This is a genomic window from Microbacterium tenebrionis, assembly GCF_020682665.1.
Classification (GTDB): Bacteria; Actinomycetota; Actinomycetes; order Actinomycetales; family Microbacteriaceae; genus Microbacterium; species Microbacterium tenebrionis.
The window spans coordinates 68,398-86,076 of the sequence record NZ_JAGTTM010000001.1; the positions used below are offsets into that span (position 1 = coordinate 68,398).

Annotated in this window: 15 protein-coding genes and 1 tRNA gene; 7 read left to right on the plus strand and 9 right to left on the minus strand. The window is 69.7% G+C overall.

From position 1 onward, the window contains the following. Positions 1 to 33: 33 nt before the first annotated feature. The 3 genes from menD to KEC56_RS00425 form a co-directional block, all read right to left on the minus strand. Positions 34 to 1,704, minus strand: a complete 1,671-nt coding sequence (gene menD / locus KEC56_RS00415) for a 2-succinyl-5-enolpyruvyl-6-hydroxy-3-cyclohexene-1-carboxylic-acid synthase (RefSeq protein ID WP_227529363.1) — start codon at positions 1,702 to 1,704, stop codon at positions 34 to 36. Beyond that, positions 1,701 to 2,048, minus strand: coding sequence for a PLD nuclease N-terminal domain-containing protein (locus KEC56_RS00420; protein WP_227529364.1), 348 nt, complete (start codon positions 2,046 to 2,048; stop codon positions 1,701 to 1,703). The genes menD and KEC56_RS00420 overlap by 4 nt, the downstream gene beginning before the upstream one ends. Before the next feature lie 56 nt (positions 2,049 to 2,104). Next, positions 2,105 to 2,177, minus strand: a tRNA-Met gene (locus tag KEC56_RS00425). 108 nt (positions 2,178 to 2,285) lie between these two features. On the opposite strand from KEC56_RS00425, the gene KEC56_RS00430 reads away from it, so the two are divergent. Then, entirely contained in the window at positions 2,286 to 2,603 is a 318-nt protein-coding gene (locus KEC56_RS00430; RefSeq protein ID WP_227529365.1) for a DUF4229 domain-containing protein, read from the plus strand. Between the two features lies 1 nt (position 2,604). Here the strand turns inward: KEC56_RS00430 and KEC56_RS00435 are convergent, their stop codons facing one another. Beyond that, on the minus strand, positions 2,605 to 3,573 hold the full coding sequence (locus KEC56_RS00435; protein ID WP_227529366.1) for a 1,4-dihydroxy-2-naphthoate polyprenyltransferase: 969 nt from the start codon (positions 3,571 to 3,573) through the stop codon (positions 2,605 to 2,607). A 32-nt stretch (positions 3,574 to 3,605) separates the two neighbouring features. Further along, on the minus strand, positions 3,606 to 4,061 hold the full coding sequence (locus tag KEC56_RS00440) for an Lrp/AsnC family transcriptional regulator (protein WP_175985154.1): 456 nt from the start codon (positions 4,059 to 4,061) through the stop codon (positions 3,606 to 3,608). 71 nt (positions 4,062 to 4,132) lie between these two features. Here KEC56_RS00440 and KEC56_RS00445 point away from each other — a divergent pair, with 71 nt between their 5' ends. Both KEC56_RS00445 and KEC56_RS00450 read left to right on the plus strand, forming a co-directional pair. Beyond that, positions 4,133 to 5,563, plus strand: coding sequence for a DUF6421 family protein (locus KEC56_RS00445; RefSeq protein WP_227529367.1), 1,431 nt, complete (start codon positions 4,133 to 4,135; stop codon positions 5,561 to 5,563). Positions 5,564 to 5,679: 116 nt separating this feature from the next. Continuing rightward, positions 5,680 to 6,321, plus strand: coding sequence for an SDR family NAD(P)-dependent oxidoreductase (locus KEC56_RS00450; RefSeq protein WP_227529368.1), 642 nt, complete (start codon positions 5,680 to 5,682; stop codon positions 6,319 to 6,321). Between the two features lie 13 nt (positions 6,322 to 6,334). On the opposite strand, the gene KEC56_RS00455 is transcribed toward KEC56_RS00450, so the two are convergent. Beyond that, positions 6,335 to 7,723 carry an MFS transporter gene (locus KEC56_RS00455; protein WP_227529369.1) on the minus strand — a complete coding sequence of 463 codons (1,389 nt, stop codon included), beginning with the start codon at positions 7,721 to 7,723 and terminating at the stop codon, positions 6,335 to 6,337. Between the two features lie 72 nt (positions 7,724 to 7,795). Between KEC56_RS00455 and KEC56_RS00460 the strand changes: the two genes are divergently transcribed. Beyond that, a complete protein-coding gene (locus KEC56_RS00460; protein WP_227529370.1) occupies positions 7,796 to 8,866 on the plus strand; it encodes a threonine aldolase family protein in 1,071 nt (356 codons plus the stop codon). A 152-nt stretch (positions 8,867 to 9,018) separates the two neighbouring features. Here KEC56_RS00460 and KEC56_RS00465 read toward each other — a convergent pair whose 3' ends face one another. Next, a complete protein-coding gene (locus KEC56_RS00465; RefSeq protein ID WP_175985144.1) occupies positions 9,019 to 9,618 on the minus strand; it encodes an NUDIX hydrolase family protein in 600 nt (199 codons plus the stop codon). A gap of 44 nt (positions 9,619 to 9,662) precedes the next feature. On the opposite strand from KEC56_RS00465, the gene KEC56_RS00470 reads away from it, so the two are divergent. After that, positions 9,663 to 10,316 (plus strand): alpha/beta hydrolase, encoded by a 654-nt coding sequence (locus KEC56_RS00470; protein ID WP_175985142.1) that lies wholly within the window; start codon positions 9,663 to 9,665, stop codon positions 10,314 to 10,316. On the opposite strand, the gene KEC56_RS00475 is transcribed toward KEC56_RS00470, so the two are convergent. Further along, complete coding sequence (locus KEC56_RS00475; protein WP_227529371.1) at positions 10,305 to 10,640, minus strand: glycine zipper domain-containing protein; 336 nt, start codon at positions 10,638 to 10,640, stop codon at positions 10,305 to 10,307. The genes KEC56_RS00470 and KEC56_RS00475 overlap by 12 nt on opposite strands. Before the next feature lie 206 nt (positions 10,641 to 10,846). On the opposite strand from KEC56_RS00475, the gene KEC56_RS00480 reads away from it, so the two are divergent. Beyond that, entirely contained in the window at positions 10,847 to 12,553 is a 1,707-nt protein-coding gene (locus KEC56_RS00480; RefSeq protein ID WP_227529372.1) for an ABC-F family ATP-binding cassette domain-containing protein, read from the plus strand. Here the strand turns inward: KEC56_RS00480 and KEC56_RS00485 are convergent. Beyond that, positions 12,546 to 12,959, minus strand: a complete 414-nt coding sequence (locus KEC56_RS00485; protein WP_227529373.1) for a DUF6157 family protein — start codon at positions 12,957 to 12,959, stop codon at positions 12,546 to 12,548. The two genes, KEC56_RS00480 and KEC56_RS00485, sit on opposite strands and share 8 nt — an antisense overlap. Here KEC56_RS00485 and KEC56_RS00490 point away from each other — a divergent pair. Beyond that, on the plus strand, positions 12,958 to 17,673 hold the full coding sequence (locus KEC56_RS00490; protein WP_372456217.1) for an ATP-dependent helicase: 4,716 nt from the start codon (positions 12,958 to 12,960) through the stop codon (positions 17,671 to 17,673). The genes KEC56_RS00485 and KEC56_RS00490 overlap by 2 nt on opposite strands. Positions 17,674 to 17,679 lie beyond the last annotated feature (6 nt).

Consider the following 17,679-nt stretch of genomic DNA (forward strand, 5'->3'; position numbering starts at 1 on the left):
TGTGCCCAACGGAGGGCGCGGCCGCCGGAGGCGTCAGCGCGGCAGCGGCACCTCGATGAGCTGGCGACCGGCGACCGGAGAGGTCAGCGCCTGGTCGAGGGCCGCGCGGGTCGTGATGCGCTGATAGCCCCACCCGTATGCTGCGGCCAGCTGCTCGAGCTGCGCGGTGTGCGGCGTGTAGAACACGCGGTCGAGGTCTTCGCGCGGTGCGGATGCCGCGACCTCGAGTCCGTCGAAGATCGTCCCGCCGCCATCGTTGCCGACGATCACCTGCAGACGCGGCTCGGCTTCGTCGGGCGGCAGCAGGAGGGCGCCGACGTCGTGCAGAAACGCGAGATCGCCGAGGATCACGCGGGTGACGCCGGCTGCGCCGTCCGCCTGGCTCGCGAGCGCGATGCCCGTGGCGGTTGCGATCGTGCCGTCGATCCCGGCGAGTCCGCGGTTCGCGTGCACGGGCACCTTCTTGCCGCCGAGCACGGCGTCGGCGACGCGGACGAGCCGGGACGAACCGAACATCAGCCGGTCGTGCGGCCAGGTCGCCCGCCACACGGCATCCACGAGCAGCTCGCGATCGAGCGGGCGGCGTACGGCCGCGAGCTCGGCGCGCATGGCGTCGCGACGGGCCGAGAGGTTCGTGGAGTGCAGGCCCTCCTGGTCGGGGGCGTTCTCGCTGAGGTCGACGACGGATGCGGCGGACGCCTGCATCCATCCACCGAGCCAGGCGCGGTCGGCGTCGCCGCGAGCGATGGTGACGGATGCCGCTGCCCGCGAGCGTCCGTTGAGGTTCAGCGCCTCACCGCCGCTGCGGACCGCGACGACCTCGACGTCGTCGCGCTTCAGGAGGGCTGCGACCTCGCGGCTGAGAGTCGGGTGGCCGAGCACCACGGCGCGCTCGACGCGTCCGCCGAGGTCAGGATCGCGCAGGTGCTCCCGGTAGCCGTGTACGACGTACCTGCCGAACCGGGAGCCGCTGACGATCTCGGCGATCAAGGGCCAGGATCCGGCGTGCGAGACGTCTTCCGCCGAGGGTCCGGCATCCGCACCCGCGATGACGACGGTGCGGGGCCCGTGCTCGAGCACGATCGGTTCAGCGGCATCCGCCGTCGGGGCCGCCCCGGGCGCTGCCACGAAGTCGTCCGGCAGTGCCGTCGACAGCGGTTCGCGGGCGGGGAGGTTCAGATGCACGGGGCCCGCGACACCCGGCAGGCCCACCTGCTCGGCATCCGCTCCCATGGCCGCGGCGACGGCACGCGCGCCGAGACCACCCCACGAACCATCGCCGGGCACCGGCGCATCGTGCTGCCAGCGCACGAACGCCCCGAACATGCCGGGCTGGATCGTCGCCTGGTTCGCGCCGACGCCGCGCAGCTCGGGCGGTCGGTCAGCGGTCAGCAGCAGCAGGGGGATCCCGGAATGGAACGCCTCCATGGCCGCCGGCAGCAGGTTCGCGGCGGCCGTGCCCGAGGTGCAGACGACTGCAGCCGGCACCCGCGTCTCACGGGCGAGGCCGAGAGCGGTGAAGCCCGCCACACGCTCGTCGATGCGCACGTGCACGCGGATGGACCCCTGCCGGGCGAGATGGGTCGCGGCGAGCGCAAGCGCCTGGGATCGGGAACCCGGCGAGATCACGACATCGCGGACGCCGTGAGCGACGAGCTCGGCGAGGAGGGATGCCGCGGCATCCGCTGCCGGCGATGAGGTCATGAACGCGAGTCCGCGGCGGGGCCGTCGGTCTCGTCGTCGAGGCGGGCGAGCTCCTCCTCCAGCCGGCGGATGCGCTCGTCCTGCTCGTTCTTGCCCAGGCTTCGGAGGAACTCGGGGTCGTCGTCGGGCGCGACGGAGCGGATGCTCTCCTGGTCGCTGCGACGGCGTCGTCCGAGGACGAACCACAGGATGCCGCCGAGCACGGGGATGAGGACGACGATCGCGATCCAGGCGGCCTTGGGCACGCCCCGGTGCCGCGTCGCCGGCTGCACTGCGCAGTCCACGATGCTGAACACCCAGAAGACGAGGGCCAGGAAGCCCCCGACGATCAGTACTCTCGCCACGCCTCCAGTCTAGGCGGGTTCTCCTATGCGGGGTCGGTGAGCCTGGGCGGGCGTCGACGCGACGACGGGATTCGAACCCGCTGCGCTTCCGGGTATGAACCGGAGCCCGGAACCACCCGGACCGTCGCGATGTCTTCGACGCTACCGGGCGTGGATGCAGGCGACCAGGTTCGGACGGAAGATCTCGGAAAGCGACGCTGAATGTCGCCATGTTTCGCGCCGACCTACACTGGAGGGATGAAGTTGCCGCCGATTCTCGTCTACTCCGTGTTGCGGCTGCTGGCGTTCCTCGTGCCGCTGGCGATCATGTGGTTCTTCTTCCCGATCATGCGCGAGTACTGGTGGCTGACCGCGATCTTCGCCGCGCTCATCGGCATGAGCCTGTCGGTGCTGTTCCTGCGCAAGCCCCTCTCCGGAGCATCCGCCGACATCTACGAGCGGCGCGAGTCGCGCGGTCCCGGCCGGCAGAGCGCCGCAGCGCAGGATGCCGACGCCGAGGATGCGGCGATCGACGCGCCGACATCCGGCGACTCGGGCGCACAGCGCGAGAGCTGATTCAGCCCACGAACGCCCAGTAGAGCGCGCCCGCGTACGCGAGCGCACAAAGCGACGTGAGCCCGAGCGCGACCACGAGCTCCTTCGGCTGGCGGTACGTCCACACGATGAGGATCGCCGGCAGCCCCGCGAGCAGGGCCAGCAGCGCGAGCCAGGCGATCGGGTAGAGCAGCGCCAGACTGCTCGAGAGCAGGAACGGCACGAGCAGGAACACGGTGTAGACGATCTGGGTCGCGCGGCGTCCGATCAGCACGGTGAGCGTGCGCTTGCCGACCTGGCGGTCCTGATCGATGTCGCGCAGGTTGTTCGCCAGCAGAACGGCGCAGGCCAGCAGTCCGACTGCGACCGCCCCGATCCAGGCCTCCTGCGGCAGCTGGAACGCCTGCACCCAGGTCGTGCCGAGTGTGGCGACAAGGCCGAAGAAGAGGAAGACGAAGACCTCGCCGAGTCCGAAGTAGCCGTACGGCCGCTTGCCGCCGGTGTAGAACCACGCCGCGACGATGCAGACGGCACCGACCGCGAGCATCCACCACTGCCCGGTGCGGATGACGATCGCCAGCCCGACGAGGGCGGCGAGTGCGAAGAACGACAGGCCGATGATGAGGACCGTGCGCGGGTCGACACGGCCGGATGCCGTCAACCGGGCTGGCCCGACGCGGTGGGCATCCGCGCCGCGGACGCCGTCGCTGTAGTCATTGGTGAAATTCACGCCGATCTGCAGCAGCACGGCGACCGCGAGGCAGGCCAGCGCGATGACCCAGTGCAGCTCCCGGCCTCCGAGCTGGGCCGCGCCGGTGCCGATGACGACGGGGGCGATGGCCAGCGGCAGCGTGCGCAGACGAGCCGCGCCGATCCAGTCGCGCGCGGTGATCGGCGGGGCCTCGACAATCGGACGCTTGGCGGGGTTCCCGCTGGTTCGAACCGGCCTGCGGTTCCCGACCTTCTTCTTGCGCTTGGAGGATGCTGCCACGAAGGAAAATCCTAGTCGTGGCGCCTGTGGCTCTACTCTTCCGTGGCGACGGCGATCGGACGGTTCTCGTAGTACGTCTGCAACACGACCGTCGTACGGGTGCTGACGTTCGCAACGGTACGGATGCCGTTGACCAGCTCTTCCAGCGCCCTGGGCGACGCGACGCGCGCGAACAGCATGTAGCTGGCGTTGCCGGCGATCGAGTGGCACGCCTCGATTTCGGGCATCGGCTCGAGGAGCTCAGGGGCGTTGTCGGGCTGGCCCGGGTCGAGGGGGGTGATCTCGATGAACGCGGACAGCGGCTTGCCCACCGCCTCGGCATCCAGGATCGGCCGGTACCCGGCGATCACACCGCGGGACTCCAGACGGCGGAGTCGCGACTGCACGGCCGACGTCGACAGGCCGACGGCCTCCGACAACTGGGCAAGCGTCGCCCGAGCATCCTCAGAGATCTCGGCGATGATCCGGCGGTCGACAGCATCCTCCATGGGTGGAATAATATCGGTACCCACGCACTTTCGCCGGATATTTTCCGCCACGTCACGGATCGGAGGTCCCGATGACCACTCCCCTGCAGAACACCGCCATCATCGGCGAGCCCGAGGTCGTCGAGGACGCTGCGCACGCCGAGTCGAGTGCCGCGTGGCGGATGCTGAAGGACGCCGCCGTCGCGATCCGCGAGCTGCAGGTCAAGGACGGTTCGATCCCGGATGCCGCCGACCACGACGCCGCGCGTCGCCACGTCGCAGAGATCACCGCCGGCATCCGTGCCCTGTCCCCCGCGTTCCCGCACGACGCCGCATACCTGTCCGCACTCGTGACGGACTTCGACCGTTGGGCGGCATCGGGCTTCGATGTTCCCGACTTCCTCGACTCGCTCGTGGCGTTCCAGCCGCAGGAGCACCGGGTCGACGGCATCCGGCACCTCGTGGTCTTCCCGATGTACACCCAGAACGGGTCGAGCGACCGACTGGTCGAGGCGCTGATCGTCGAGACCATCTGGCCGGAGTTCATCGGCGAGCTCGAGGCGGGCGACTACGGCAACAAGCTGTTCGTCTCACTGCGCCTGATCGACTTCACCCCGGGCTACGACACGAACTCGGCCGTGCTGTTCCCCGAGACCGTCGCGATGCGCGAGATCCCGCCGTTCACGTGGGGTGCGATCTTCCAGGACCGGGAGGCCGCCCGATACCGTCGGGTCGTCGGAGCGGCATCCGAGATCACCAAGCTCGAGCTGCCCGAGGACGCGGCGCGGATGCTGGATGACCAGGACCTCACCGAGAAGACGTTCGTGATGTGGGACATCATCCACGACCGCACGCACATGCGCGGCGACCTGCCCTTCGACCCGTTCATGATCAAGCAGCGGATGCCGTTCTTCCTGTACTCGCTCGAAGAGCTGCGGTGCGACCTGACCGCGTTCCGCGAGTCCGTCGCGATCCAGCGCCGCCTTCGGTCCCTGAGCCTGTCGAAGGGCGACGAGCTGACAGCCACCGAGCAGGAGATGCTCGAGCACGCGGGCCTCGTGCAGTACGCCGTGATCTTCGACCGGATCTTCCGCTTCGCCATCACCGGGTCGCGTGTGCGCAACTACGACGGGCTCGGCGGGCAGCTGCTGTTCGCCTGGCTGCACCAGCGCGGCGTCCTGCACTGGACCGACACCCGGCTGGCGTTCGACTGGGACGGGGTTCCGGAGGCCGTGATCGCGCTCGGAGAGGCGATCGACGACCTGTACTGGCGCTCGATCGACCGCCCGAAGACCGCGCACTGGCTTGCCGCATACGAGCTCGTCAGCTCTGTGGTGGCGCCGAACCCGGCATCCGTCTGGGCCCGCGGGCTGTCGGATGAGGTGCTCGCCGGCGCACCCAAGGGCTACACCGACGCGGTGCTGGACGACGAGTTCCCGCTGTCGATGTTCTTCGAGGCGCTGGAGAAGAAGATGCGCGACGTCATCGCGTCGACGTCGGGGATCCGCGGCACCGATGGGTGACGAGGCGTGCTCGTTCGTCGCAGGACTGCAGCGACTTCGCATGTTTCCGCGCGATTCGTGCGTGATTGCTGTCGTTCTGCGAAATTCGCGCTCGGCCGTGACGAGGCAGGCACGCGATGACTGCTGAGGGACGCACGATCGTGCTCGCCGGGGGAACGAGCGCTGCGGGGAGAGCGATCGCGCGGGCGCTGGTGGATGCCGGTGCCCGCGTGATCGCGACCGGACGATCGGAGTCCGGACTCGCCGCCGTGCGGGATGCCGGCGCAGAGGCCGTGGTCGCGGATGCGACCTCGGTCGAAGACATGACAAGACTCGCTGGGGCGCTCGGCGCCGTCGACGGGGTGTTCCCGCTCGTCGGCGGTTGGCGTGGGGGCGGCGGACTCGAAGGACAATCCGACGAGGACTTCGCCGCCCTCCTGCCGGCTCTCGAGGCCGTGCGCGCGACGTCGCGCGCGTTCGATGCGCTGCTGCAGGCGTCGGATGCCGGACGCTTCGCGATCGTGTCATCCACCGCGGTGGCCCGTCCCCTCGCCGGCGGCGCGAACTACGCGGCGGTCAAGGCGGCGAGCGAGGCATGGGCACGTGCCGTGGCGCACGGGTTCGCGAAGAGCGCGCGGGATGCCGAGACGCCGCTGCGTGCGGCATCCGTCGTCTTCCGCGCGAAGGCGCTCGAACCGGAGGTGCTCGCGACGGCTGCGACTGGATTATGGGATTCCCCCGCCGACGACCTGAACGATCACGTGATCAACCTGGGTTGATCCGTGCCCGGCTTCAGTCGCGGCGCCCCGGCGGGATGCCGGGAACGACGGGTGGGGCATCCGCCCCCGACCCGTCGGGGATCTCCTGCTCCGGAGCCTGCTCGTACAGCAGCGTGAGCTTGCGGTACGAGCGCGTGAAGAACGCGAGCCCTGCGGCGACCACCATGATCAGCCCGGCGAACAGGCACACCAGGGCGATCCCGCGCGCCTCACCCTCGCCCAGCAGCCAGCCCCACTGGCGCTGACCGGCAGGGCTGTCCATGAACGGGATGATGAGGAACTCGGCGATCGGGGCGATGAGGAACGCCGTGATCGGGGCGGCACTGGCCTCCATCGCCGCAGCCGTGCCGAACACGCGCCCCTGCCGCCGGAACGGCACGACCTTCTGGATCACCGTCTGCTCAGCCGCCTCGACCGGCGGCACGAGCATCATGTAGATCCAGATCCCCACCACGTACAGCGGCCACCACTCCCGCAGCATGAAGACCGCCCCGAGCAGGCCCATCGCGATCACGACGAGCAGCATGGTGCGCACCGGCCGCTTGCCGAGCCCGAACTTGGCCACCAGCGCCCCGCCGATGAGGAAGCCCGTCGAGCCGAAGGCCAGCGCGATGCCCCAGAGCTGCGCGTTGAACAGCGTCAGACCGTAGGGGTCCATCAGCGCCATGTAGACGCCGCCGATGAGGTTGTTGAACGTCGAGAAGATGATGAGGGCGAACAACCCCGGCGCCATCCGGATCGCCTGCACGCTGCCGCGGAAGTCGAGCGCGCCGGACGAGTTCGGGTCGGGTTGCGGCTCCTCCTCGGGGATGCGGACGAACAGCAGATGCACGAACGTCACAGCCATGAAGACGATCGCGATCACCAGCGTCCATCCCATGCCGAGGAAGCCGATCGACAGCCCCGAGAAAACGCTCGTCACGAGGAACGCGATGCCCTGCACCGTGCCGACCAGGCCGTTGGCGTTGGCGCGCTTGTCCTCTTCGATGAGCAGCGTCACGGTGGTCGACAGCGCGATGTTGCGAAGCTGCTCGATCACGCCGCCGAACAGGATGACCGCGGCGAACACCCAGAACCACGGGGCGCCGAGATCGAGGATCTGCTCTTCCGTGAAGAAAACGAAGAGAACCCCTGCGACGCCGAACGCGACGGCGCAGACGATGCTCGACAGCAGCATCACGGCGTGCTTGCGGTGCCTGTCGACGACTGTTCCGAACACCATCGCGAAGACGGCGACGAAGAGCATGTACGCACCGCCGATGATGCCCGTGGCGAGCACAGATCTGGTCTCGATGTACACCCAGAACGTGAGCGCGAACCATAGGAAGCTCGTCGTCACGTTCGCGATCAACGTGTTGACGAGGACGCCTGTGAATGCTCGCCTCGCGGCTGTGCGTTCCATGCCGAGAACACTAATTCGGGGGACCGACATTGGACAGGGGTTCCCCCGAAACTTCGCAAGTAGGCTTGTCCGGTGAGTACACTGCATGACCCCGCGATCCGGGGCTTCGCGTCGGACAACTACTCCGGCATCCACCCCGAGGTCCTCGCGGCCATCGCCGCGGCGAACGACGGCCACCAGATCGCCTACGGCGAGGACCAGTACACCGAGCGGCTGCAGCAGGTCTTCCGCAGCCACTTCGGCGACGGCATCCAGGCGTTCCCCGTCTTCAACGGCACCGGCGCGAACGTCGTCGGCCTGCAGTCGATGCTCCCGCGCTGGGGCGCGGTGATCGCGGCATCCACCGCGCACATCAACGTCGACGAGGGCGGCGCCCCCGAGCGCATGGGCGGCATGAAGCTGCTCACCGTCCCGACCGAGAACGGCAAGCTCACCCCCGAGCTCGTCGACCGCGAGGCGTGGGGCTGGGGCGACGAGCACCGCGCACAGCCGCTGGTCGTCTCGATCACGCAGTCCACCGAGCTCGGCACGCTCTACACACCGGACGAGATCCGTGCCCTCGCCGAGCACGCGCACCAGCGCGGTATGAAGCTGCACATGGACGGCTCGCGCATCTCGAACGCCGCCGCCGCCCTCGACCTGCCGTTCGCGGCCTTCACGCGCGACGTCGGCGTCGACGTGCTCAGCTTCGGCGGCACGAAGAACGGAGCCATGCTCGGCGAAGCGATCGTCGTGCTGAACCCCGAGGCATCCGACGGGCTCATCTACAGCCGGAAGTATTCGATGCAGCTCGCGTCGAAGATGCGTTTCGTGTCGGCGCAGCTGATCGCCCTGCTCGAGGGCGACCTCTGGAAGCGCAACGCTTCGCACTCGAACGCGATGGCTCAGCGCCTGCGCGCCGGGATCGAGGCGGGTCTCGCCGCCGGCACGATCCGCGGCGTCGAGTTCACCCAGCCGACCCAGGTCAACGGCGTCTTCGCGACGCTTCCGGCCGGGGTCGCCGACCGGCTGCGCGAGGTCTTCCGGTTCTACGACTGGGATGCCGCCCGCCGCGAGGTCCGCTGGATGTGCAGCTTCGACACGCAGGAGTCCGACGTCGACGCCTTCATCGAGGCGCTGGGGCGGCTGACGACCGGCGCCTAGGAGCGACGGCCGCCCTTTGATCATGAGACGGGGTTTGCAGCATGAAACCGGTGCCACCAGCATCCGTCTCGTGCTGCAAACCCCGTCTCGATGAAATAAGCGGGGATCGACGAGCGCGGGAGGCGTAAGCGCGAGCGGGAGATCCGCGGGCGTCAGCGCAGCAGGCCGAGGCTCGCGAGGGCGTTGCGGATGAGGGTGCCGCGGCCGCCCTCCATCTCGTCGGAGAGCGCGTCGGACGCCGCCTCCTCCGGCGAGAACCAGGTGACCTCGAGTGCATCCTGACGCGGTTCGCACGTCCCCGTCACCGGCACGACATATGCAAGCGAGACCGCGTGCTGCCGATCATCGTGGAACGCGCTCACCCCCGGGATCGGGAAGTACTCGGCGACCGTGAACGGCACCGGCTGCGGCGGCAGGAGCGGGAACGCCATCGGCCCGAGGTCGTTCTCGATGTGGCGGAAGAGCGCGTCGCGGACGGTCTCGCCGAACCGCACCCGCCCCGACACGATCGTGCGCGTCATCTCCCCCAGCGGGGTCGATCGCAGCAGGATGCCGAGTTCGGTGACCTGCCCGGTACCGTCGGTCCGCACGGGGATCGCCTCGACGTACAGCATCGGCAGGCGACGCCGCGCCTCGGCGAGCTCGAACTCGCTCAGCCAGGCGGGGTTGCCCGCACCGGCCGGCGGCTCGCTGAACTGCGAGAGGTCGTCGCCCTCGCCGTCGGGGTCTGGATCTGGTGTGCGCACCGCCATGCTCCATTTCTACCAGTGTCGGTCTGCGCTGGCAGGATGGACGCGTGAGCGACTCCCTGACGATCGATGCGGATGCCACGCGCTGGGCGCCCGCGGACCGCGACGGCCTGCCCCTTCTCGTGCTCCTGCACGGCTACGGCTCGGATGAGAACGATCTGTTCGCGCTGCGCCCGTTCCTCCCCGAGGGGATCGCGGTCGCTTCGGTCGCAGCGCCCCTCACACCGCCGTTTCCGATGTCGGGCCGGTCCTGGTATCCCATCGAGGGCCTCGAGGGTCGGAGTCCTGCCGCAACCACGGCCGCGGCCGAGGCGCTGCTGCGCTGGCTCGACGAGCACGCCGCCGAGGCCCCGAAGATCGCACTTCTCGGCTTCTCGCAGGGCGCCGCGGTGTCTCTGCAGGCGATGAGGCTGGATGCTGGGCGCTTCGGTGCGATCGTCGCGCTCAGCGGGTACGCGACACCGGGCGACCTCCCGGGTGACGAAGAAATCCAAACGACGAGGCCGCATGTCTTCTGGGGTCGCGGCACCCACGACGACGTCATCCCGCAGCCGCTCATCGACCACACGTCGCAGTGGCTCCCGGATCACGCCGATCTCACCGGCCGCGTCTACCCCGGCCTCACGCACAGCGTCTCGGAGGAAGAGCTCGCCGACGTGCGGGTGTTCCTCGAGAAGTGGCGGGACGACTCAGCGAGCTGAGTCGGGCTCGTCGTCGCCGGTCTGATCGTCGTCCGGCTCCTCCGCGTCGGCATCCCCGCCGTCATCCGCGGCACGCCGCCGGCTCCCGGCTGCGCCGAACGCGACGGCGAACACGATCCCGATGGCGACGCCGATCGCGATCCCGGCGCCCATGTTGTCCAGCGCGGAGCCCATCGCCACGCCGACGCCCATGCCGAGAGCGATTCCGATCCCCCAGCTCATCCGCTGACGGACCTCGTGACCGCTCATCTGCTCGTCGCCCATGTCTCCACGGTACGGCGATGCGTCGGCGACGGCATCCGCCTCACGGCGGAGATCCGACACGCCCGGGTGTTGCACGATGCGACACGCCCGGGTAGCATCGACGAGTCCTGTCAGCCGTGTTTGGAAGTTCATTGATCTGAGTCGTCGCTCCCGCGCCCATCTTTCCGCGCGCTGACACGACTCCTTCCCCTGCGGTTCCGCCTCCGCCGTCTCTCGGCGTCGATGGGCGACCGGTGTCAGTGCACCCGCACAACACGGAGACACGCATGCAGGCATCGACCCCTCACTCCTCGGTCACCCTCGACCGACTCACCTTCACCTGGCCGGACGGATCCACGGCCCTCGCCGGCGTGGACGGTTCGTTCGGCGCCGGGCGCACAGGACTCGTGGGCCGCAACGGCTCCGGCAAGTCCACGTTGCTGCGCCTGATCGCCGGCGACCTCGCGCCGACGTCGGGGTCGCTGACGACCTCGGGCGAGGTCGCCTACCTGCCGCAGCGACTCACGCTCGACACAGATCGGCGGGTGGCCGACCTGCTCGGCATCGCTGAGGCGCTCGACGCCGTCCGCGCCATCGCGGGCGGCGACGTGGACCCCGAGCACTTCGACGCCGTCGGCGACGACTGGGACATCGAGGCTCGCGCACAGGCAGCTCTAGCCGAAGCAGGGCTCGATCCGACGTTCCTCGATCGCCGGATCGGAGAGCTGTCCGGCGGTGAGGCGGTGCTCGTCGCGATCGCCGGCATCCGGCTGCGCGGTGCGTCGATCACGCTGCTCGACGAGCCGACGAACAATCTCGACCGGGATGCCAGGACGAAGCTCGCGGCGATGGTGCGCGCCTGGAAGGGCACGCTCATCGTCGTCAGTCACGACGTGGCGCTTCTCGAGCTGATGGATGCCACCGCCGAACTGTACGCGCACACACTGACGGTGTTCGGCGGACCGTATTCGGAATGGCGGGCCTGGCTGGATGCCGAGCAGGGCGCCGCTGTGCAGGCCGAACGCGACGCGAAGCAAGCCTTCAAGAAGGAGAAGCGGCAGCGCATCGAGGCCGAGACGAAGCTCGCCGGACGCGCCAGGGTCGCGAACAAGGCCCACGTCGAGAAGCGCGTGCCCAAGATCATCGCCAACGGGCGGAAGATGGCCGCGCAGGTGTCGGCTGGGAGGCTGCGCACCGAGGTCGCCGAGAAGGAGAGCATCGCGCGCGACGCGCTCGATGCGGCAGGGCGGCGGGTGCGCGGCGACGCTTCGATGAAGATCGAGCTCCCCGAACCCGAGGTGTCGCGCAGCCGCCGCATCGCGACGATCTGCGACGCCGAGAGATCCTGGGTCATTCAGGGACCGGAGCGCGTCGCGCTCATCGGCGGCAACGGCGTCGGCAAGACGACGCTGCTGCAGCGGCTGGTGGCGGGCGGCGCCCTGCACAACTCCGGAGCTTCTTCGCAGATCAGTGTCGATTCGGCCTCAGACTCGACAGATCCGGAGTTTCTCCGGAGTTGTGCAGGAGAAACGGCGGCAACCTCTGTCGAGGTGACAGCGCACACCGACCGCATCGGCTACCTGCCGCAGCGCGTCGACGGGCTCGACGAGTCGCGATCGGTGATCGAGAACGTGGCTCTGGCTGCGCCGGACATCCCCGAGAAGGAGCTGCGCAACCGGCTCGCCCGGTTCCTCATCCGCGGTGATGCGACCGACCGGCCGGTGGGCACGCTGTCGGGCGGCGAGCGCTTCCGCACGGCTCTGGCGGCGCTGCTCCTCGCCGATCCCGCTCCGCACCTCGTCGTCCTGGACGAGCCGACGAACAACCTCGACCTCGACACGGTCGACCAGGTCGTCGAAGCGCTGCGCGCCTACCGTGGCGCGGTGCTCGTCGTGAGCCACGACGACGGGTTCCTCGCCCGGCTCGACCTCGATCTCATCCTCGAGCTCGACGCCGACGGCAACCTGACCGAGGTCGTGGCGCCGACTATTTAGCGCGGCTGCTGCGCATCGCCCTGGTGTGCGCGAGAGCGGGGTCGGCGGCGAGCGCCGCGTACTCCTCGGAATCCCGCGGCACCAGGGCGACGCGTCCCTCCGCGTCGTGATGCGTGCCCCAGCCGTACCTCTTGCCGAGCGGTGAGGACCGCAGGCACGGCTGGCCCTTCGAGAAGAACTCCGCTCTGGCGTCTTGGTCGTTCGGATCGATGCCCTTGCGCAGGGCATGCGTCTCGAAGATGACGTCGTCGGACGTGCGGCCATAGGGCTTCTCGGAGATGAGCCGGTAGTGCAGCGCCGCGATCGACAGGTTCTCGGCGATCGGCGGTTCGGCTCCGTGGTCGATCGGACAGTCCTCGGATACCTCGATGAACGTGCCGCTGTAGTTCGTCGTGTGGTCAGCCATGACACCACCATCCACCCCTGCACGGACATTGTCGAGAGCGCATGTCGGATGCCTGCACGAAGATGGACGTGTGGGTGACTCTTCGACAGGCTCAGCGCACCGCGTTCTCGATCGCTTCACCCCGGCCACACAAGACTGGTTCCGGGGTGCGTTCGCCGCGCCCACGAACGCGCAGGCCGGCGCGTGGGAGGCGATCTCTGCCGGTAAGCACGCCCTCGTCGTCGCGCCGACCGGTTCTGGCAAGACCCTGTCGGCGTTCCTGTGGGCGATCGACAGCGTGTTCCGCGAGAAGGCGGATGCCGCGGACAGCACAGGCACCCGCATCCTCTACATCTCGCCCTTGAAGGCGCTCGGCGTCGACGTCGAGCGCAACCTCCGGTCGCCGCTGGTCGGCATCGGCCAGTCGGCCCGCCGCCTCGGCATCCACGCCCCCGGCGTCACCGTCGGAGTCCGCTCGGGAGATACGACCTCGAGCGACCGGCGCAAGCTCGTCGCGAATCCGCCGGACATCCTCATCACGACGCCCGAGTCGCTGTATCTGATGCTCACGAGCCGGGCGGGTGACACCCTGCGCGGCGTGCACACCGTGATCATCGACGAGGTGCACGCGGTCGCCGCCACGAAGCGCGGCGCGCATCTCGCCGTGAGCCTGGAGCGCCTCGACGCACTGCGGCGGGCAGCAGGGGCGGATGCCCCGGCTCAGCGCATCGGGCTGTCGGCGACCGTCCGTCCCATCGACGAGGTCGCCCGATTCCTGGGCGGGTCGGCGCCGGTCGAGATCGTGGCGCCGAAGGCCTCGAAGACGTTCGAGCTGTCGGTGTCCGTTCCCATGGACGACATGACGAATCCGCCTCCGCCCCCGGGTGCACCGCCGACAGACGACGACGCGGCCGAGTACACCGAAGTCACCGGATCGGTCTGGCCGCATGTCGAAGAGGCGATCGTCGACCGCATCCTCGAGAACAAATCCACGATCGTGTTCTCGAACTCCCGCCGCCTCGCCGAGCGGCTCACCGGCCGCTTGAACGAGATCTACTCCGAACGCATCGGGGTTCCGCTCCCCGACGCATCGGCGCCTCCGGCCGCCATGATGGCCCAGGCCGGTTCCACGGCCGGCGCCGATCCCGTACTCGCCAAGGCGCACCACGGCTCGGTCTCGAAGGAGCAGCGGGCCCTCGTCGAAGAAGAGCTCAAGTCCGGCGTCCTGCGCTGCGTCGTCGCGACCAGCAGCCTCGAGCTCGGCATCGACATGGGCGCTGTCGATCTCGTGATCCAGGTCGAGGCTCCACCGTCTGCGGCATCCGGTCTGCAGCGCGTCGGACGCGCCGGCCACCAGGTCGGCGAGGTGAGCCGCGCCGCGCTGTTCCCGAAGCACCGTGGCGACGTGCTGCACACCGCGATCGTCACCGAGCGGATGCTGGCAGGCAAGATCGAGGCGATCGCCGTGCCGCGCAATCCGCTCGACATCCTCGCGCAGCAGACCGTCGCTGCGTGCGCGCAGGGCGCCATCAGCGTCGAGGAGTGGTTCGAGACGGTTCGGCGGTCTGCGCCGTTCCAGTCGCTTCCGCGCTCCGCGTTCGAGGCGACCCTCGACCTGCTGGCGGGCCGGTTCCCGTCCGACGAGTTCGCCGAGCTGCGCCCGCGCCTCGTGTGGGACCGGGATGCCGGCACCCTCACCGGCCGCCCCGGCGCGCAGCGGATCGCGGTGACGAGCGGCGGCACGATCCCCGACCGCGGGCTGTTCGGCGTCTTCGTCGCGGGCGAGGGCGCCGGCCGCCGGGTCGGCGAGCTCGACGAGGAGATGGTCTACGAATCGCGCGTCGGCGACGTCTTCACCCTCGGCACGACGAGTTGGCGGATCGCCGAGATCACGCACGATCGTGTTAACGTGCTGCCCGCGTACGGGCAGCCGGGAAAGGTGCCGTTCTGGCACGGCGACGGGATCGGCCGCCCGTACGAGCTCGGTGAGGCGCTCGGCGCGTTCTCGCGCGAAGTGGATGCCGCGCCTGCAGAGAAGGCCGCGCAGCGTCTGATCGACGCCGGCCTCGACGAGCAGGCCCGCGGGAATCTGCTGGCGCATCTGAAGGAGCAGCGCGAAGCCACCGGCACGCTGCCGACCGACCGGAACCTGACCGTCGAGCGCGGACGCGACGAGGTCGGCGACTGGCGGGTCATCCTGCATTCCCCGTACGGCATGAAGGTGCACGCGCCATGGGCGCTGGCCATCAACGCCCGCGTCCGCGAGCGCCTGGGTGTCGACGGTTCGGCTGTCGCGAGCGACGACGGCATCATCGTCCGGATTCCGGATGCCGACGCCGAGCCGCCCGGCGCCGAGCTGTTCGTATTCGACGCCGACGAGCTGGAGCAGATCGTCACGGACGAGGTCGGCGGGTCGGCGCTGTTCGCCTCACGGTTCCGCGAGTGCGCCGCGCGAGCGCTGCTCATGCCGCGGATGAATCCGAACAAGCGCACGCCCCTGTGGCAGCAGCGGCAGCGGTCGGCGCAGCTGCTCGAGGTCGCCCGGCGGCATCCGACGTTCCCGGTGATCCTGGAGACCCTGCGCGAGGTGCTGCAGGACGTCTACGATCTGCCGTCGCTGCGCAGGCTCACCACCGCGATCGCCGAGCGCCGCGTGCGGCTGGTCGAGACCGAACCCGCGCAGCCCTCGCCATACGCGCGCGATCTTCTCTTCGGGTACGTCGGTGCCTTCATGTACGAGGGCGACTCGCCACTCGCCGAGCGCCGGGCCGCCGCGCTGTCGGTGGACCCGGCACTGCTGGGCGAGTTGCTCGGCACCGTCGAGATGCGCGAGCTGCTCGATCCCGAGGTCATCGCGCAGTTCGAGCGCGAGGCGCAGCGGCTCGATCCGTCGCGTCGTGCCCGCGGACTCGAGGGCGTCGCCGATCTGCTCCGCACGCTCGGTCCACTCGATGCTGCCGAGGTCGCCGCGCGCCTCGAGCCGGAGGATGAGCACGAAGCGACGGCGTCCGCCTACCTCGACGCCCTGATCTCCGCCCGCCGCGCGATCCCCGTCACGATCGCCGGCGCATCCCGTGTCGCCGCGATCGAAGACGCGGGGCGCCTGCGCGATGCGCTCGGCGCGGCCCTGCCCACCGGCATCCCCGTCGCGTTCCTCGAACCCGTCGCCGACCCGCTCGGCGACCTCGTCTCGCGTCACGCGCGTACGCACGGCCCGTTCACGACGGATGCCGTCGCCACGCGTTTCGGTCTCGGAGCCGCCGTTGCACGGCACACGCTGCAGCGGCTCGAGCAGGCCGGGCGCATCACGAGCGGTTACTTCCTGCCCGATGCCGCAGGCAGTGCGACGGAGAACGAGTGGTGCGACACCGAGGTGCTGCGACGCCTCCGGATGCGCTCGCTCGCAGCGATCCGCGGCAGCGTCGAGCCCGTCGCCCCCGAGGCGTACGCCCGATTCCTGCCCGACTGGCAGCATCTGTCGCGTCCGCTCGAGGGTGTCGACGGCGTGCTTGCCGTGGTCGAGCAGCTCGCCGGAGTGCCGATTCCGGCAAGCGCGTGGGAGTCTCTCATGCTGCCGTCGCGGATCCGGGACTACTCCCCCGCGATGCTCGATGAACTGACCTCCAGCGGCGAAGTCGTGTGGGCCGGGCACGGCACGCTGCCGGGGCGCGACGGCTGGGTGTCGCTGCATCCCGCCGATCTCGCCCCGTTCACCCTGCCGATCCCGGAGGCCCCAGACGACTCTGCGTCCGGCGGGAGCGGCGACCTGGAGCGCGCCCTGCTGGAGGCACTCGGCCATGGCGGCGCGTACTTCGCCTCGCAGCTCAAGGAGATGGCAGGGGCGGAGAACGAGCAGTCCGTGCTCGAGGCGCTGTGGAACCTGACATGGGCGGGACGGGTGACCAACGACACCTTCGCGCCGGTGCGCACCCTGCTCGCCGGCGGATCGCAGGCGCACAAGTCCGTGCGGCGGGCACCGCGCACGCGAACGTTCCGCGGGGTTTCGCTGGGGAGCGTATCGTTCAGCGGTGGGTCGACCGCGCCCCCGCGACCGACCGCGACGGGCGGGCGGTGGTCGCTGCTGATGACCGACCGGGCAGACAGCGGCGCCGCTGCGAGCCGCCGGGCGACCGTCTCGGCAGGGCTCCTCCTCGACCGCTACGGCGTGGTCACTCGCGGCGCTGTGCAGTCCGAGGGGACGCCGGGCGGCTTCGCGCAGGCGTACCGCATCCTCGCCGGCTTCGAGGAGGCCGGCCACTGCCGCCGCGGCTACGTCATCGAAAAGCTGGGCGCCGCGCAGTTCGCGGCATCCACGACGGTCGACCGTCTGCGCACCTTCGCGAACCTGCCCGACCCCGCACCGCTGCGCGCGATCACCCTCGCGGCGACGGACCCGGCGAACCCGTACGGCGCGGCGCTCGCGTGGCCGCGGTGCGAGGGCGTGTCGCATCGCCCCGGGCGCAAGGCCGGTGGACTCGTCGTCCTCGTCGACGGCGCGCTTGTGCTCTACCTCGAACGCGGCGGCCGCACAGTGCTCGCGTTCGATGACGACCCGGAGGCGCTACGTGCTGCGGCATCCGATCTCGTCGCCACCGCACGCGCCCGGCGCCTGGACACCCTCACCGTCGAGAAGATCAACGGCGAGCCGATCTACGGCACCCCGTTCGCGACGGCTCTGCAGGAGGCCGGATTCGTCGCGACCCCGCGCGGCTTCACCCTGCGCAAGGTGCTGTAGGCGGGG

Coding starts and splice junctions, on each gene's coding strand:
- menD (WP_227529363.1), bottom strand. CDS start 1,704: ATGACCTCATCGCCGGCAGCGGATGCCGCGGCATCCCTCCTCGCCGAG.
- KEC56_RS00430 (WP_227529365.1), top strand. CDS start 2,286: ATGAAGTTGCCGCCGATTCTCGTCTACTCCGTGTTGCGGCTGCTGGCG.
- KEC56_RS00440 (WP_175985154.1), bottom strand. CDS start 4,061: ATGGAGGATGCTGTCGACCGCCGGATCATCGCCGAGATCTCTGAGGAT.
- KEC56_RS00445 (WP_227529367.1), top strand. CDS start 4,133: ATGACCACTCCCCTGCAGAACACCGCCATCATCGGCGAGCCCGAGGTC.
- KEC56_RS00450 (WP_227529368.1), top strand. CDS start 5,680: ATGACTGCTGAGGGACGCACGATCGTGCTCGCCGGGGGAACGAGCGCT.
- KEC56_RS00455 (WP_227529369.1), bottom strand. CDS start 7,723: ATGGAACGCACAGCCGCGAGGCGAGCATTCACAGGCGTCCTCGTCAAC.
- KEC56_RS00465 (WP_175985144.1), bottom strand. CDS start 9,618: ATGGCGGTGCGCACACCAGATCCAGACCCCGACGGCGAGGGCGACGAC.
- KEC56_RS00480 (WP_227529372.1), top strand. CDS start 10,847: ATGCAGGCATCGACCCCTCACTCCTCGGTCACCCTCGACCGACTCACC.
- KEC56_RS00490 (WP_372456217.1), top strand. CDS start 12,958: ATGACACCACCATCCACCCCTGCACGGACATTGTCGAGAGCGCATGTC.
- KEC56_RS00485 (WP_227529373.1), bottom strand. CDS start 12,959: ATGGCTGACCACACGACGAACTACAGCGGCACGTTCATCGAGGTATCC.